Annotated in this window: 13 protein-coding genes; 8 read left to right on the plus strand and 5 right to left on the minus strand. The window is 70.4% G+C overall.

The annotated features are described in order from the left end of the window. Nucleotides 1–16: 16 nt before the first annotated feature. From P6897_RS07075 to P6897_RS07085, 3 genes are read left to right on the plus strand one after another with little or no spacing between them, the layout of a single operon-like run. Entirely contained in the window at nt 17–1,501 is a 1,485-nt protein-coding gene (locus tag P6897_RS07075) for a trypsin-like peptidase domain-containing protein (protein WP_282502444.1), read from the plus strand. A gap of 43 nt (nt 1,502–1,544) precedes the next feature. Beyond that, complete coding sequence (locus P6897_RS07080) at nt 1,545–2,792, plus strand: CDP-glycerol glycerophosphotransferase family protein (protein WP_282502445.1); 1,248 nt, start codon at nt 1,545–1,547, stop codon at nt 2,790–2,792. Beyond that, entirely contained in the window at nt 2,792–4,243 is a 1,452-nt protein-coding gene (locus P6897_RS07085) for a CDP-glycerol glycerophosphotransferase family protein (protein WP_282502569.1), read from the plus strand. The genes P6897_RS07080 and P6897_RS07085 overlap by 1 nt, the downstream gene beginning before the upstream one ends. Before the next feature lies 1 nt (nt 4,244). Here the strand turns inward: P6897_RS07085 and P6897_RS07090 are convergent, their stop codons facing one another. Further along, on the minus strand, nt 4,245–5,336 hold the full coding sequence (locus P6897_RS07090; RefSeq protein ID WP_282502446.1) for a glycosyltransferase family 2 protein: 1,092 nt from the start codon (nt 5,334–5,336) through the stop codon (nt 4,245–4,247). A gap of 70 nt (nt 5,337–5,406) precedes the next feature. Between P6897_RS07090 and P6897_RS07095 the strand changes: the two genes are divergently transcribed. After that, nucleotides 5,407–6,675 (plus strand): CDP-glycerol glycerophosphotransferase family protein, encoded by a 1,269-nt coding sequence (locus tag P6897_RS07095; RefSeq protein ID WP_282502447.1) that lies wholly within the window; start codon nt 5,407–5,409, stop codon nt 6,673–6,675. A 17-nt stretch (nt 6,676–6,692) separates the two neighbouring features. On the opposite strand, the gene P6897_RS07100 is transcribed toward P6897_RS07095, so the two are convergent. The 3 genes from P6897_RS07100 to P6897_RS07110 are packed head-to-tail and all read right to left on the minus strand — an operon-like array spanning nt 6,693 to nt 8,574. Then, nucleotides 6,693–6,914 carry a hypothetical protein gene (locus P6897_RS07100; protein WP_282502448.1) on the minus strand — a complete coding sequence of 74 codons (222 nt, stop codon included), beginning with the start codon at nt 6,912–6,914 and terminating at the stop codon, nt 6,693–6,695. Next, a complete protein-coding gene (locus P6897_RS07105; protein ID WP_282502449.1) occupies nt 6,911–7,846 on the minus strand; it encodes a hypothetical protein in 936 nt (311 codons plus the stop codon). The genes P6897_RS07100 and P6897_RS07105 overlap by 4 nt, the downstream gene beginning before the upstream one ends. 35 nt (nt 7,847–7,881) lie before the next feature. Next, nucleotides 7,882–8,574: an NTP transferase domain-containing protein gene (locus P6897_RS07110; RefSeq protein ID WP_112614328.1), complete on the minus strand. Its 693-nt coding sequence runs from the start codon at nt 8,572–8,574 to the stop codon at nt 7,882–7,884. 206 nt (nt 8,575–8,780) lie between these two features. On the opposite strand from P6897_RS07110, the gene P6897_RS07115 reads away from it, so the two are divergent. Genes P6897_RS07115 through P6897_RS07125 form a run of 3 tightly spaced genes read left to right on the plus strand, consistent with a single transcriptional unit; the run spans nt 8,781 to nt 12,087 of the window. Further along, nucleotides 8,781–10,286 carry an ATP-binding cassette domain-containing protein gene (locus P6897_RS07115; protein ID WP_282502450.1) on the plus strand — a complete coding sequence of 502 codons (1,506 nt, stop codon included), beginning with the start codon at nt 8,781–8,783 and terminating at the stop codon, nt 10,284–10,286. Next, a complete protein-coding gene (locus tag P6897_RS07120; protein ID WP_274177732.1) occupies nt 10,262–11,797 on the plus strand; it encodes a hypothetical protein in 1,536 nt (511 codons plus the stop codon). Before P6897_RS07115 ends, P6897_RS07120 begins: the two co-directional genes overlap by 25 nt. A gap of 23 nt (nt 11,798–11,820) precedes the next feature. Next, entirely contained in the window at nt 11,821–12,087 is a 267-nt protein-coding gene (locus P6897_RS07125) for a DUF3039 domain-containing protein (RefSeq protein ID WP_023951164.1), read from the plus strand. Nucleotides 12,088–12,144: 57 nt separating this feature from the next. Here the strand turns inward: P6897_RS07125 and P6897_RS07130 are convergent, their stop codons facing one another. After that, on the minus strand, nt 12,145–13,467 hold the full coding sequence (locus P6897_RS07130; RefSeq protein WP_282502452.1) for a nicotinate phosphoribosyltransferase: 1,323 nt from the start codon (nt 13,465–13,467) through the stop codon (nt 12,145–12,147). 79 nt (nt 13,468–13,546) lie between these two features. On the opposite strand from P6897_RS07130, the gene murI reads away from it, so the two are divergent. Further along, the gene (gene murI / locus P6897_RS07135) at nt 13,547–14,383 is read left to right on the plus strand and encodes a glutamate racemase (RefSeq protein WP_282502453.1); all 837 of its coding nucleotides are present in this window, start codon (nt 13,547–13,549) and stop codon (nt 14,381–14,383) included. Nucleotides 14,384–14,403 lie beyond the last annotated feature (20 nt).

Here is a 14,403-nt window from a genome sequence, read left to right on the forward strand (position 1 = left end):
CAAAGGAGCAACCTCGATGAGCGATCAGAACTTCCCCGACGACCGGACTCCCGACGCGCGCAGCGACGCCGAGCAGCCTGCCGACCACGCCCGTACCTCGCCCGTGTCGGCACCTGACGCGGCAGCGACGCCGCGCGCCGACGCGTCCATCCCGCCCCGCCCGCCGCTGCCCGGCGCGCCGGCGGACCCCGGCCCGGCCTTCCACACCCAGCCGACTCAGCCCTACGGCCAGCCCGCACCGCACAGTGGCGCTCCGGCCTTCGGTCAGCCCTTCGCGACGACCGCGGCCCCCGAGTCTCACGACCGAAGCAAGGTCGGAGGCGGGAAGATCGCGGCGATCCTCGTTGCGGCGGCCCTCGTCGGTGGTGCGGCCGGTGTCGGTGGCGCGGCGGCGGTGGGATCGTCGTTCGTCGCGGCTCCCGCTTCCCAGAGCTCGGGCCCGTCGTCGATCACCGTCAACAACCCCGACTCGGTCAACGCGACCACGGCCATCGCGACGAAGGTGCTGCCGAGTGTCGTGACCATCTCCGCCTCGTCCGGCACCTCCGGCGGGACGGGCTCCGGCGTGATCCTCAGCGAAGACGGCTACGTACTGACGAACACGCACGTGGTCACGCTCGACGGAGCCACCGGCGACCCGAAGCTCTCGGTCACCACCTCGGACGGCCGGGTGTACGCGGCCACGATCGTGGGCACTGACCCGACGTACGACCTCGCGGTCATCAAGCTGACCGACGCCTCAGGCCTCACCCCCATCGAGTTCGCCGACTCGAGCAAGCTCAACGTCGGCGACCAGACGGTCGCCGTGGGCGCGCCTCTGGGGCTGTCCAACACCGTGACGACGGGCATCGTGAGCGCGCTGAACCGCTCGATCCAGATCGCGTCGTCGGCGGCGCCCGAATCGGAAGGCGGATCGCAGCAGGAGACCCCGGGCGGGCGCACGCCGTTCGAGTTCGATTTCGGCCAGGGTCAGCAGACGCCGTCCCAGCCGAAGTCGTCGATCGCGATCTCGGTCATCCAGACCGACGCCGCCATCAACCCGGGCAACTCCGGCGGCGCCCTCGTCGATGGCAAGGGTCGACTGATCGGCATCAACGTCGCGATCGCGAGCGCGGGCGGGGCGTCCACCGAGGCCGGCTCCATCGGTGTCGGGTTCGCCATCCCCTCGACGGTCGCCGAACGCGTCGCGAACGAGATCATCGACAACGGCTCGGCTACCCACGGCCTCCTCGGCGCGACGGTCGGAGATGCCGCTGCGGCACCCGGCGCGACGCGTGCCGGCGCTCTCATCAATGAGGTGAGCTCGGGTGGGGCCGCCGCGTCGGCGGGCCTGCGCAACGGCGACATCGTGACGGAGTTCAACGGGATCGCCATCACCGACCAGGTCGACTTGACCGCACAGGTGCGCGCACTGGCCGCAGGCAGCGAAGCCAAGCTCACGTATGTGCGTGACGGCCGTGAGCAGACCGCGACCGTGACCCTCGGCCAGTTGCAGCAGTAAGCGCCGTACCGGCCCGGACGCCACCCCGCGATAGGCTCGCGGGGTGGCGTCCTTCTCGTTCGGCGCGGGCAATGTGCGCAAGGTCCTGCGCATCCCCGCCTATCTCGCGGGACGGCTCGCCACCCTCGTGATCCCGCGTGATCGATCCGCTTGGGTGTTCGGGTGCGCCGTCGGCATCGCCGATGGGGCGCTCGCCCTCTGGCAGGCGGCGCCCCGTCGCCGGGCCGTGTGGCTGGTGTCGTCGCAGCGGCAGGCCGACGATGCGAAGCGCCTCGGCATCCCGACCGTGCAGCGGGACTCGCTTGCGGGCTTCTGGCATACGGCCCGGGCGGGGGTCGTCGTGGTCACGCATGGTCTGGGCGACGTCAATCGCTACGGCGTCGGCGGTGCGTTCCTCGTGCAGCTGTGGCACGGCATCCCGCTGAAGCGGATCGGCCTCGACGCGCCGGTCACGACGGACCCCGGTCGGCTGGGCGGTGTTCCCGGCATCCGGCGTCTCTTGGCTCTGGCGTATCGGCGCACGCAGGCTCAGATCGACCTCCTGCCGGCAGCGTCCCACCGCGTGCGCGGCCGCCTGGAGAGCGCCTTCGGGCTCGACGACAGCCATGTGCCCGTGCTCGGTGAGCCGCGGGTCGACGTGCTCTCGCCCGCGGACCGCCGACAGGGGCGACAGGACGCGCGTCGGCGCCTCGAGACCGCGGTCCCCGGCCTCGCAGATGCTCATGCCGTGCTGTACGCGCCGACCTGGCGCGACGGAGACCCCGATCCGGCGACGCCCGACGCTGCCGACTGGCAGCGCATCCTTACCGTTCTCGAGGCGCACGACGCCGTTCTCCTGGTCCGCTCTCACCCCCTGGGCGGGGGCGACTACACCCCACCGTCGCCGACGCCGCGCGTCCGCATACTCGGGAGCGACCTCGTCCCGGACGTGACGCCCCTGCTCCCGGCCATGGACGCGCTCGTCACGGATTACTCCTCTCTCGTCTACGACGCCGGGCTCGTGCCGCTGCCGACGCTCTTCCTGGCCCCCGATGTCGAGCGCTACGCCCGCACTCGCGGCTTCTACGGCACCTACGGGGAGGTCGCGGGCGACGACGCCGCCCGATCGTGGCCCGAGCTGTGCTCGCAGCTCGACGAGCTCCTCGCGGGAGGACCGGAAACGGATCGTCGTCGCCGCCGATCGGCTGAGCTGAGCCTGCGCATGCACGCGTGGCGAGACGGCGGGAACGCGCGTCGAGTACACGAGGCGATCGTCGCTGCGGTGCCGGAAGCTGCAGGGGAGCGGTCGTGATGATCATCGGGTTCGATGTCGAGGGCTCACCCGTCCTCACCGTGAGCGGTGCCGGCCCCACGCCCGGCGAGGTTCAGGTCGTCGGCCCGCGGGCGCGATCTCGCGCCGAGGTGACGACTGTGGCCGGCGGCTGGACGGCGCGTGTCCCTCTGCACGCGTCCCGCTGGGGCGGCGCCTCCCTCCCGCTGCCCGGGGGAAGCTACGACCTCGTCATCGACGGCGTCCGAATGCAGGGCGACGGCGGCCAGGACACCGAGATGCCGGCGCCCTTCCACGGGCGCACGCTTCGCGCGAGCTGGGACGGAGCACTGCTGCGCATCGGGCCGCCCGTCGATCCGGCGCTCGCGTCGGGAGAGGGGAGTCGGGCCCTCGAACAGCGCTATGCCGCTCACCGCGGACCCCTCGAGAACGCCGTCTTCTTCGAGAGCTTCTACGGCCGGAGCGCGAGCGACAATCCGCTCGCGATCGACCGCGAACTGGCACGCGTGGCTCCCGCAGTCACCCGCTATTGGAGCGTTGTCGATCTCTCGGTCGCGGTGCCCGAGGGAGCGATCGCCGTGGTCGACGGAAGCCCCGAATGGTGGCGAGCCCGGGGCGCCGCCCGACTGCTCGTGGTCAACGACTGGCTGCGCCGGCAGTTCGTCCGGAAACCGGGTCAGGTCGTCCTCCAGACCTGGCACGGTACGCCTCTCAAACGACTCGCTCTCCACCGGCCGGGCTTCGACCCGCGACGGGCCCTCGCCGTGTTCCGAGAGAGCAGGCGCTGGGACATCCTCCTCGCCCAGAACCCCTACAGCGCACGTGTGCTCCGGGCGGCGTACGCGTTCCGGCGCAAGCCGGTGTGGGTCGAAGGGTATCCGCGGACGGATGAACTGCACACCGGCGATCGGGAAGCCGTGCGCGCGTCCCTCGGGATCGATGCCGGAGAGCAGGTGCTGCTGTACGCGCCCACGTGGCGCGACGACCGTCAGACGATCGTCGACTTCCTCGATCTGCCAGCGCTCGCCGAGGCGACGGGCGCCGTGGTGCTGGTCCGCGGGCACTCGCGGACGCTGGCGCCCGGCGCCGACGAGCGCGGGGCCCGCGTGATCGATGTGACGTCGTACCCCGACCTGGCTGCGCTTCAGCTCGCCTCGGACGCACTCATCACCGACTACTCGTCCGTCATGTTCGACTACTCCGTCACCGGGCGGCCGATGTACTTCTTCGTTCCCGACCTCGAGCACTACCGCGGTGAGCTGCGCGGATTCTACTTCGATCTGACGGATGCGGCCCCCGGTCCGGTCGTGCGGACGCAGAAGGAACTGGTTCGCGCCATCACCTCCGGCGAGGGGGGCGACCCCGAGCGGTACGCCCGCTGGCGCGCCCGGTTCAACGCTCGTGATGACTCTCGGGCCGCAGAGCGCGTGGTCGCGCGGATCCTCGACCAGGGATTGGTCTCGCGCGATTGACCTAGGGAAGCGGCGTGTTCCGCTCGAGACGCGATGTGTCGACGGTGCCCCGCGCCCCGCGCGCGGCGCCCTGCAGAAAGCCGACGCCCCATGACAGATGCATCGACGGCAGGACCGCGAGGGTCCAGAGGCGGTCTCGCAGTCCGCGACCGCCGCCGCGCCCGGCCGCGACGACGGCGATGAGGGCCGCGTAGGCCGCGACAGGCGCATGGGCGATCGACAGCAGGATGCCGGCGCGTCCCGGCGCCGCTCCGAGGAGCTGGGCCGCGCCGACGACGAGCGATGCGGCGGTCGCCACGACGAGTGCCGGGGGAGCGAAGAAGCGCAGACCGTTCCGTCTGCCGAAACGTCGTACGAGCTCGCCCCGCCATGAGCCGGTCGCCCGGAACTGCCGTACGAGGCGGGACCAGCTGTCGCGAGGCCAATAGGTGACGTGCAGGTCGGGGTCGAACCACACCCGATACCCGGCTCGCCGGATGCGGAGGTTGAGCTCCCAATCCTCGCCGCGGCGGATTCCTTCGTCGAACAACCCGACCTCGTCGAGGACGCTGCGCCGCATCACGCCCAGGTAGGCGGATTCGGCGGGGCCCTCGGTGGTACCGCCGTGGTATGCGCCGCCGCCGAGCCCGATGCGCGAGTTGTAGGCGCGGGCCACCGCTCGCTGGAAAGCGCTTCGGCCTTCGGCGCGCATCACACCGCCGACGTTCGCCGCCTGCACCCGAGCGAGCGTGTCGAGTGCGGCGCGCGCGTACCCGGGCTCGAGCTCCGAATGCGCGTCCACCCGCACGATCGTCGGGTAGCGAGCCGCCCGGATCGCGATGTTCAAGCCGACGGGGATGTGAGCCGCGGGGTTTCGGACGAGACGGATCCTCGGTTCCTCGTCGGCGAGCCGGCGGGCCACCGCGTCCGTTCCATCGGAGGACGGGCCGAGCGCGAGGATCACCTCGATGGGCGCGTCGAGGTCCTGAGCGAGCACGCTGCGCACGGCGTGTTCGAGGTAGTCGCGCTCATTGAGCACGGGGATGACGAAGGACACGCCCGCGCCTCGGTCCGGTACGGGCGCCGGACGCCATCCGTGCGCGTCGTCATGCATCCGTCGATCATGTCACGCGCGCCCGCTCCCGCTGATACGCTCCGGCTGACCCGCTCGGTACCCTGGAAGGGTGGGAATCATCTCGGACGTCCGAAAAGCCGTCGCCCTGGTGCGGCGTGCCGTCTCGAACCGGGCCGCGTACGTCGACGTGCGACGCTCCCTCACCAGGGCGCCGCAGCCACCCGCCGGTCACTTCCGCATCGCGGTGTACTTCGCCGACGGTGACGTGAACATGTACCAGATACGGCAGTGGTACAAGCCGCTCCAACTCCTCGCGAAGACCTGGCCGGTCGTCGTCATCAGCCGCAGCGCCACCGGCGCGCAGGCGATCCTCGCCGATGGTGCGCTGCCCGTCCTGTTCGCCCCGACCGTCCGGGCCCTCGAATCGGTGGTCGCCGCGCAGGACATCCGGGTCGTCCTGTACGTCAATCAGAACACCCGTAACTTCCAGATGTTCCGCTACGGGCACCGATGGCATGTGTTCATCAACCACGGCGAGTCCGACAAGATGTACATGACCACGAACCAGTTCAAGGCGTACGACTATGCCCTGATCGCAGGTGATGCGGCTCGAGAGCGTCTCGGTCGCGTTCTCTGGGACTACGACCTCGACGCGCGCACGATCGCGATCGGTCGGCCGCAGGCGGATCACTTCTCGGGATCGCTCCCGTACCCCGAGGACGGGCGCCGCGTCATCCTCTATGCGCCCACCTGGGAGGGCGACCGCCCCGCCGCGCACTATGGCTCGATCGCCTCGCACGGCGAGGCTCTGGCGGCCGCGGTCCTCGCGTCACCGCAGCACCGGTTGATCTATCGGCCGCATCCGAGGTCCGGGGTCGTCGACGCGGCGTACGGTGACGCGCATCGGCGCATCGTCGCGGCGATCGCCGCCGCCAACAGCGCTGACCCGCTCGCTCATCACGTGTACGACGATGGTCCCGAGCTGGGGTGGCAGCTCGCCGCCGCCGATCTCGCCGTCGTCGACATCTCCGCGATGATCTACGACCGGCTGGCGGTCGCGAAGCCGCTGCTCGTCACCCGGCCCGCGGATCCGGCAGCGCTCGTCGATACGGGCGGCTACCTCGCGGATGCCGCCTGGCTCGACGCGGCCTCGGCGGCATCGATCGTCGAGATGGCAGACCGCATCGCCGACGACCCCGACGCGTCCGGGCACCTGCGCGGGTGGTCGCAACACTACTTCGGCGACACGTCGCCGGGGGCCGCGACGGCGCGCTTCCACGCCGCGATCGAGCTGCTCATGCAGCGATGGGCGGAGTGGGACGCACGCACGGTCACGGTCGCCGACGAACGCGACGAGGCGGAGTTCGACGACGCCTGACCGGGACCAGCGCCGGCTCAGATCCCGGCGAGCCCGATCATCGCCGCGCCGGCGAGGAAGAGCGCCGCGAGCGCGACGGCGATCACGACGAGCACCAGATGCACGGTGAAGAACCGGGTACGCCGCCCGTCGGCATCCCTCGCGCGCGGGTCGCGTGAGACACGTCGCAGGAAGGTCGGCCACGTGACGATGTTGAAGACGGCGCCCACGAGGAGGATCGTCACGACGAAAGCGATCATGATTCTCTCCGATCGGCGGAAGCGTCGTTCGCGCCCTTCTCTCGAGCGCTGCGCCGCTCGACACGCCGGAACGGTCGAGAGGCGAGCGAGCCGATCTGACGGCCGCCCTCGGCGAACGTGCCGCTGATCCGACGCGCCACGAGCGCCGGACCTCGTCCGTTCGGTTGATTTTCCTCTCCGGGATCCAGCGTCGCCGGGAACGCGCTCGGGACAACGCCGAAGGCCCGGCGTGCGCCCGAGATGACGCGGCGCCCGAGGATGTGGTTGCCCGTGCCGCCGATCGCTGCGCCGATGCCGAACGGAAGCGCCTTGCCGACGACCGACGCGCCTCCCGCCGCGGCGAAGCGGCGCAGAAAAGCGTGCTTCAACCGGTCGAGGACAGGACCGACGGCCGTACGGGGGAGGGATGACGTCACGAGCTCGCCCCAGTAGGAGCTGCGCGCTGCGCCCTTGCCGCTGGCCTGTCGTGCGAACTGACCGACCAGATCCGCGCCCTCGCGGCCCAGCATGAGCGCGAGGACCAGGGCTCGAGCGCGATCAGGGTTGTCGACCGGGATGCCGTGCAGTTCTGCGAGAGATTGCGCGAACAGAGCGGTCGCTTCGAGGAATCCCGCCGTCTCGACGCCGCTGAGGGCGAGCGTCGTGGCCGTGCCGATCCCGGGGATCACCGCCGTGGCACCGACCGCCGCGCCGCCCGTGGTGACCGCCGTGAGGTATCGACGTTCGAGCATCTGCACGACCTGGGCGGTCGTGGCACCGGGGTGCCGCTGCCGGATGCCGCGCAGATGTGCCAGGACGACCGGACGCTGCACGGCGAGGAGCCGGTCGAGCGTGCGGACGGTCAGCGGATGCTGCGCTCCCTCAGGGTCGCCCGCGTCGCGGCGCGGGGCGTCGTCGGGAAGAGAGTCGATGCGATGCACCTTTCGGGCCATGACACCCATCCTCTCGCGCCGCGGGCGCGGCGGGGTCAGACGTAGAGGTTCGCGCGTTCGAGATCTTCCGCGAAGTCGACCTCGACGGCGTAGAGGTCGGAGATGTCCATCGGCTCCAGCAGCAGGCCGTTCTCGGCGATCGCGAGCTCGAGTCCGCGCTCGAAGTAATCCTGGTCGTCGACACGACCGAGCTGCGCGATGAGAGCCTTCTTGTCGCGCCCGGAGATGTAGTTGATGCCGACCGCTTCGCCGATGCCGCCCCGGACGGTCTTGGAGAGCTCCTTGATGAAGCCCTCTCCGCTCACGGTGTACTTGACCTCTTCGTCGCTCACCTTCGCGGTGTTGACCGTGACGAACGACTGATCCCGCTCGATGAGCGAGACGGCGCGTCCGAGCACGCGGGGGTCGAACACGACGTCGCCGTTCATCCAGAGCACGCCGCCGCGGCCCGAGGCCTTGAGTGCGCGCAGCAGGCTCTGCGAGGTGTTCGTCTCGTCGTAGCGGGCGTTGTAGACGTAGTCGACATCCGGGAATGCGTCGACGATCGTCTCGGCGCGGTAGCCGACGACGGTCGTGATGCGCGCGTCGTCGCCGAAAGCGGCGCGGATGTTGTCATGCTGCTGCTGCATGATGCTCCGGCCGTCGTTCAGCTCGGTCAGCGGCTTGGGGAGGGAACGGCCCAGACGGGAACCCATCCCTGCGGCGAGGATCACGATCTGAAGGCCCACGAGCATCTCCTGAAGTTACGAGTTAGATCAGTATTCACCGAGGTGAAACCCCGGCAGAGCGTTTTTCATGGTACCGACCGCTTCTGGGAGCTCGCCGGAACACTCGGAGCCGTTGCGCTTTCGTGACCTTCCTGGTAGCGCGATTCTCGGTGTTTGCTGATGACGACGAGCCGTGGCGCTGACCACCCGCTTGATAGGTTTGGGGGGTGACAGACGACACCTCCGCCCCCCAGATCGAGAAGCGTGTCGAGTCGCCTGTCGATACCTCTGTGCCACCTCTGCCGGACATCCCCGCCGAGGTCGCTGCGGCCGGACTCGCGGTCGCCGCGACGTCGGCTGCCGCCTCGTCCGAAGAAGCGTCGACGGACCGCAAGAAGTCCCCCGTGAAGACGGCGAAGCCGCGGAAGCCGCGCGCGTCGGGGGCACCCGCGGCGAAGAAGTCCCCGCGGAAGCCGCGCTCCGCGAGCGCTTCGACCGCGGCGGGTACGACGCCGCCCAAGCCTGAGATTCCCGCAGCCGTCGCTGCGGCCGCGTTCGTGGCACCGGCGGAGGACGCCGCGCGTGAGAACGCGGAGTCGGATGGCATGGCATCGAGCGATGCGATCGTGGGCGACGCGGCATCCGCGCCCGCTGAGCTGCACGACGAGGCAGCGACGGACGCGGCTGGACCGGAGAGCGCCCCGGCGACCGAGCCTGAGCCGGAGCCAGAACCGCAGCCGGAGCCGGAACCTGAGCCCGAGCCCGAGCCCGAGCCCGGGCCCGAGCCCGAGCCCGAGCCCCTGCCGGAGCCGGAGCCGGAGCCGGAGCCGCAGCCCGAGCCTGAGCCGGAGCCAGAACCGCAGCCGGAGCCGGAACCTGAGCCCGAGCCCCTGCCGGAACCTGAGCCGGAGCCGGAGCCCGTCGTCACCGCGCCGGCGGCCGATGCTGTGGCCGATGTGGAGACGGAAGCCGCGCCCCCGGCGCTGCGTCTGAGCGGCGTCACCAAGGCCTACGGCGAGGCGCGTGCAGTCGACCGCATCGACCTCGAGATCCCCGCGGGGTCGTTCTACGGGCTGGTGGGTCCGAACGGTGCCGGCAAGACGACCACGCTGTCGATGATCGCCGGACTCCTCCGTCCCGACGAGGGGGCTGTCGAGATCGCGGGCATCGACATCCGTCGAGACCCGGCCAGGGCGAAGCGGCAGATGGGCGTCCTGCCCGACCGCCTGCGGACCTTCGACCGGCTGTCCGGCCGTCAGCTCCTGTACTACTACGGCGTCCTGCGGGGACTGAAGCCCGCGGTCGTCGAGAATCGCATCAACGACCTCGCTGCGGCCTTCGATCTGACCGACGCGCTCGGACGCAGCGTCTCGGATTACTCGGCCGGCATGACGAAGAAGGTCATGCTCGCGGGTGCCATGATCCACGCGCCGCGCCTTCTCGTGCTCGACGAGCCCTTCGAGTCGGTGGATCCCGTATCGAGCGCCGCCATCCTCGACATCCTGCAGAAGTACGTCGCCCACGGCGGCACCGTCATCCTGTCGAGTCACGGCATGGAACTCGTCCAGCGCGCCTGCTCCGGCGTCGCCGTTCTCGTCGGCGGCCGCATCCTGGCAGCCGGGACGGTCGACGAGGTGCGGGACGGGCGCACGCTGGAACAGCGGTTCCTCGAACTCGCCGGCGGGACCAGCGCGGTGGAGGGCCTCGAATGGTTGCACACGTTCTCCGACTGAGGTTCGACGTCCTGGTCGGGGCGCTGCGATTCCACCGTGCCCGCGCTCTGACAGCGCTGGCCGCGGCCGTCGTGCTGGTCGGTGCGATCGTCCTCGCGCTCCTGCGCCTGCAGGACGCGCCCCTCGCGAGCGCACTGGTGGTGCTCGCGGTCGGTGGGGCGGCCGTGTCGGCCTGCTTCGCGGTGGTGCCGTTGGTCACTCCCGTTCGCGACCCTCTCGATCCGCGCGCCTTCATCGTGACCGGCCGTGACTGGCGGCTCGTCGCGGCCGCGACCGCCGCGGCCAGTCCGCTGAGTCTGCCTTCGGCGGCCGTGATCGTGGTCGCGGTGGCCGTCGCCCTGACCTGGATCGCCCATGGCGTCGACCCGGTAGCGGCGGGTTTCGGCGCCGCGCTGATCGTCGTCACCCAGCTCCTGCTCGCGCGAGTAGCCCTCGGGGTCGCCGCTCTCGTGCTCGCCGACCGCCGGTCGCGCGAGCTGACGACGCTGCTGCTGCTCGGCATCGCGGTGGTCGCGATCCCGGTCGCGGTCTTCCTCGCATCGCTGAACTGGGACGACGGCGTTCCGGGCCCCCTACTCGCTGCGGTGAGGACCCTCGCGGTCACCCCCGTCGGGGCGGCATGGGTTCTGCCGCTCGATCCGCGTCCGGCCGTCGTGATCGTCGCGGTTCTGTCCGTCGCGGCGTTGGCCGCAGCATGGATCCTGATCGTGCGACGGATGCTCACCCACACCGAGCGACCCGTATCCGTCCGTGAGCGCCGGGGACTCGGCTGGTTCACCGTCACCCCGGGCACGCCCGGAGGCGCGGTGGCGGCGCGCTCTCTCGTGTATTGGCTGCGTGATCCGCGGTACCTCGTCGACATCGCGATCATCCCGGTCGCGGCCGTCGTCGCGGTCGTGCCTCTCATCATCGTCGGCGTGCCGCATGAGATCGCGGCGCTGATCCCCGCTCCGCTCATCGCCCTCCTGCTCGGTTGGGTCGTCCACAATGACCTCGCGTACGACGGTTCGGCGGTGTGGCTGCACATCTCGAGCGCTGTGCGCGGTGCGTCTGACCGCATCGGGCGACTCGTGCCGCTGCTCCTGGTCGCACTGCCGCTGCTCGCAATCGCGATCCCGGTGGGAATCGGCATCCACGGTGACTGGAACGTTCTGCCGGTGATGGTCGGGGTGTGCTCCGCGCTGCTCTTCGGTGGCCTCGGCCTCTCGTCGGTGTCGTCCGTCCTCGCTCCCTACGCCGTCGCCCGGCACGGAGACAGTCCGTTCCAGCAGCCCCAGCGCACGGGCGGCGGGGTCGCTCAGGGCGCGGTGCTGGTCGGCGCGCTTCTCGCCGCATCGCCGGCGTTGTGGTGGTCCTGGCGGTTCCTGCAGGGGGAGGCGCACGCGCAGTGGTGGGCTCTCGGAACCGGACTCGGGGTCGGGCTGCTTGTGCTCGCAGTCGGCATCCTCATCGGGGGTCTGCTGTTCGACCGCCGCGGGGACCGGCTGATGGCATTCGCCGAGACGACCTGATCGTTCGCCGATAGAATTCCCGCATGAGCACTCCTCTCGATTCTCCCGACCAGGGCGGTCTCGCGACCCTCGACCGCGAGCTCGAAGAGCTGATCCGCGAGGAGACGATCGAGCCGGGCGACCATGAGCGGTTCTCGCACTACGTCAAGAAGGACAAGATCCTCGAGTCGGCGATCACCGGCAAGCCGGTGCGCGCATTGTGCGGCAAGAAGTGGACGCCGGGTCGTGATCCGGAGAAGTTCCCCGTCTGCCCGACATGCAAGGAGATCTACGAGTCGATGACGCGCTGACGCGTCGTCGCTGGACCCGGCGTTTTCGGCGTCGTGGGCCCAGTCGACGCGGCGACCTCAATCGGCGTCGCGGTAAACCGTGGGGATCGCGGGCTCGGATCGGCTGAGCGCCAGAGCGCGCACCGGCATCTCCTCGATCACGCTGGCGTGGTGGGCGCGGGCGGCGCGAACCCCCGCGGCCCCGATCCATTCGGTCACAGCACGCCCATCCGAGAAGAGCGTCGTCTGCAGTGCGCGCGCGTCGGGGTGCTCGGCAGGGGTGTCGAGCGGCTCGAAGCCGTCGGAGACGACGACGACCTCCTCTTTGGCCGTACCGCCGTCGAGCGCACGGAACGCCGTCTTGCGACCCCCGTGGGAGGCCTTGTCCGCTGACGCCTTCGCGACCGAGAGCCACGATCCGTCGTCGTTCTGCCGCGCGACGAGCTTGTACACCATGCCCGCGGTAGGGGTGCCCGAGCCGGTGACGAGTGACGTCCCCACGCCGTAGGCATCGACGGGGGATGCCGCCAGGGCCGCGATCGCGTACTCGTCGAGGTCGCTCGTGACCGTGATGCGCGTGTCGTGCGCGCCGAGTTCGTCGAGCTGCGCGCGGACGTCGGCTGCGACGGTCGGGAGATCGCCCGAGTCGATCCGAACGCCGCCGAGGCCGGTACCGGCCACTCGGATCGCCGTCGCGACGCCCTCGGTGATGTCGTAGGTGTCGATCAGCAGCGTGGTGTCGACGCCGAGAGCGTCGATCTGGCTGCGGAACGCCGCCTCCTCGGTGTCGTGGAGCAGCGTCCAGGCGTGTGCGGCGGTGCCCATGGTCGGGATGCCCCACGTGCGACCCGCCTCGAGGTTGCTGGTCGCGCCGAAGCCCGCGATGTGAGCGGCCCGGGCCGCAGCCACCGCGCTGCGCTCGTGCGCACGACGCGAGCCCATCTCGGCGAGCGGGCGGTCACCGGCGGCGATCGCCATGCGCGCCGCCGCCGTGGCGACGGCGGAGTCGTAGTTCAGGATGCTGAGCACGAGGGTCTCGAGCACGACCGCCTCGGCGAAGGTGCCCTCGACGGTTAGAACCGGCGAGCCGGGGAAGTAGAGCTCGCCCTCGCGGTATCCGGTGATCGTGCCCGTGAAACGGTAGTCGGCGAGCCACGCGAGGGTCTGCTCGTCGAGCGCCCCGTGCTCACGCAGGAACTCCAGCTCCTCGTCGCCGAAGCGGAAGTTCTCGACCTCCTCGAGCAATCGCCCGGTGCCCGCGACGACGCCGAACCGCCGCCCGCCCGGGAGCCGACGCGCGAAGACCTCGAACACGCAGTGCCGACCTGCGGTGCCGTCGCGCAGCGCAGCCTGCAGCATCGTGATCTCGTAACGGTCGGTGAGCAGAGCGCTGGAGGCCATGTGTGCCACTGTAGCGACGCCGCATCCCGCCGCAGCGCCTCGGGATGGCATGGCGCGACGCCAGGTAGGCTCGATGATCGTGAATGACGCGCCCATCGGAATCTTCGACTCGGGCGTGGGCGGGCTCACGGTGGCGCGGGCGATCTCGCAGCTGCTGCCACGAGAGTCGTTGCTCTATATCGGCGACACGGCTCATTCGCCCTACGGCCCGAAGCCCATCGCTGACGTCCGGCGCTACGGGCTCGAGGTCCTCGACACACTGGTCGACGAGGGCGTGAAGATGCTCGTGATCGCGTGCAACACCGCCTCATCGGCCCTGTTGCGCGACGCGCGGGAGCGGTACGACGTCCCGGTCGTCGAGGTCATCAACCCTGCCGTCCGCGCGGCGATCTCCACCACCCGGAACGGCCGCATCGGCGTCATCGGCACGATCGGCACGATCGCATCCCGCGCGTATCAGGACATGCTCGAGGTCAACGAGCGCCTCGAGGTGTTCGCGGCATCCTGCCCGCGGTTCGTCGAGTTCGTCGAGGCGGGCATCACGCAGTCTCCCGAAGTGCTCGCCGTGGCCGAGGAGTACCTGGCGCCGCTCCGGGACGCCGGGGTCGACACGCTCGTCCTGGGCTGCACCCACTATCCCTTCCTCGAAGGCGCGATCAGCTACGTCATGGGCCCCGACGTCGCGCTCGTGTCGAGCGACTCCGAGACGGCGAAGGACGTGTACCGACAGCTGGTCTCCTGCGGCCTGCTCGCGAACGATGACGCGGTTCCCCGTCACGTCTACGAGGCCACGGGCGACTCCGGCGACGACTTCCTGAACCTGGCCGACCGGCTCATGGGTCGTGGCGTGCCGTCGGTCCGCATGGTCCAGACCGGAGCGATCGTGCTGCCGAAGCTCGCCCCACCCGCATCCTGACCCTCATCCGCCGTCCGATC

The sequence above is a fragment of the Microbacterium sp. BDGP8 genome (genome assembly GCF_029991045.1).
Taxonomy (GTDB): domain Bacteria; phylum Actinomycetota; class Actinomycetes; order Actinomycetales; family Microbacteriaceae; genus Microbacterium; species Microbacterium plantarum.

Excerpts from the sequence above, each read along its gene's own strand:
- P6897_RS07085 (WP_282502569.1), top strand. The coding sequence starts at position 2,792 with ATGATCATCGGGTTCGATGTCGAGGGCTCACCCGTCCTCACCGTGAGC.
- P6897_RS07090 (WP_282502446.1), bottom strand. The coding sequence starts at position 5,336 with ATGCATGACGACGCGCACGGATGGCGTCCGGCGCCCGTACCGGACCGA.
- P6897_RS07105 (WP_282502449.1), bottom strand. The coding sequence starts at position 7,846 with ATGGCCCGAAAGGTGCATCGCATCGACTCTCTTCCCGACGACGCCCCG.
- P6897_RS07125 (WP_023951164.1), top strand. The coding sequence starts at position 11,821 with ATGAGCACTCCTCTCGATTCTCCCGACCAGGGCGGTCTCGCGACCCTC.
- P6897_RS07075 (WP_282502444.1), top strand. The coding sequence starts at position 17 with ATGAGCGATCAGAACTTCCCCGACGACCGGACTCCCGACGCGCGCAGC.
- P6897_RS07120 (WP_274177732.1), top strand. The coding sequence starts at position 10,262 with ATGGTTGCACACGTTCTCCGACTGAGGTTCGACGTCCTGGTCGGGGCG.
- P6897_RS07100 (WP_282502448.1), bottom strand. The coding sequence starts at position 6,914 with ATGATCGCTTTCGTCGTGACGATCCTCCTCGTGGGCGCCGTCTTCAAC.
- P6897_RS07130 (WP_282502452.1), bottom strand. The coding sequence starts at position 13,467 with ATGGCCTCCAGCGCTCTGCTCACCGACCGTTACGAGATCACGATGCTG.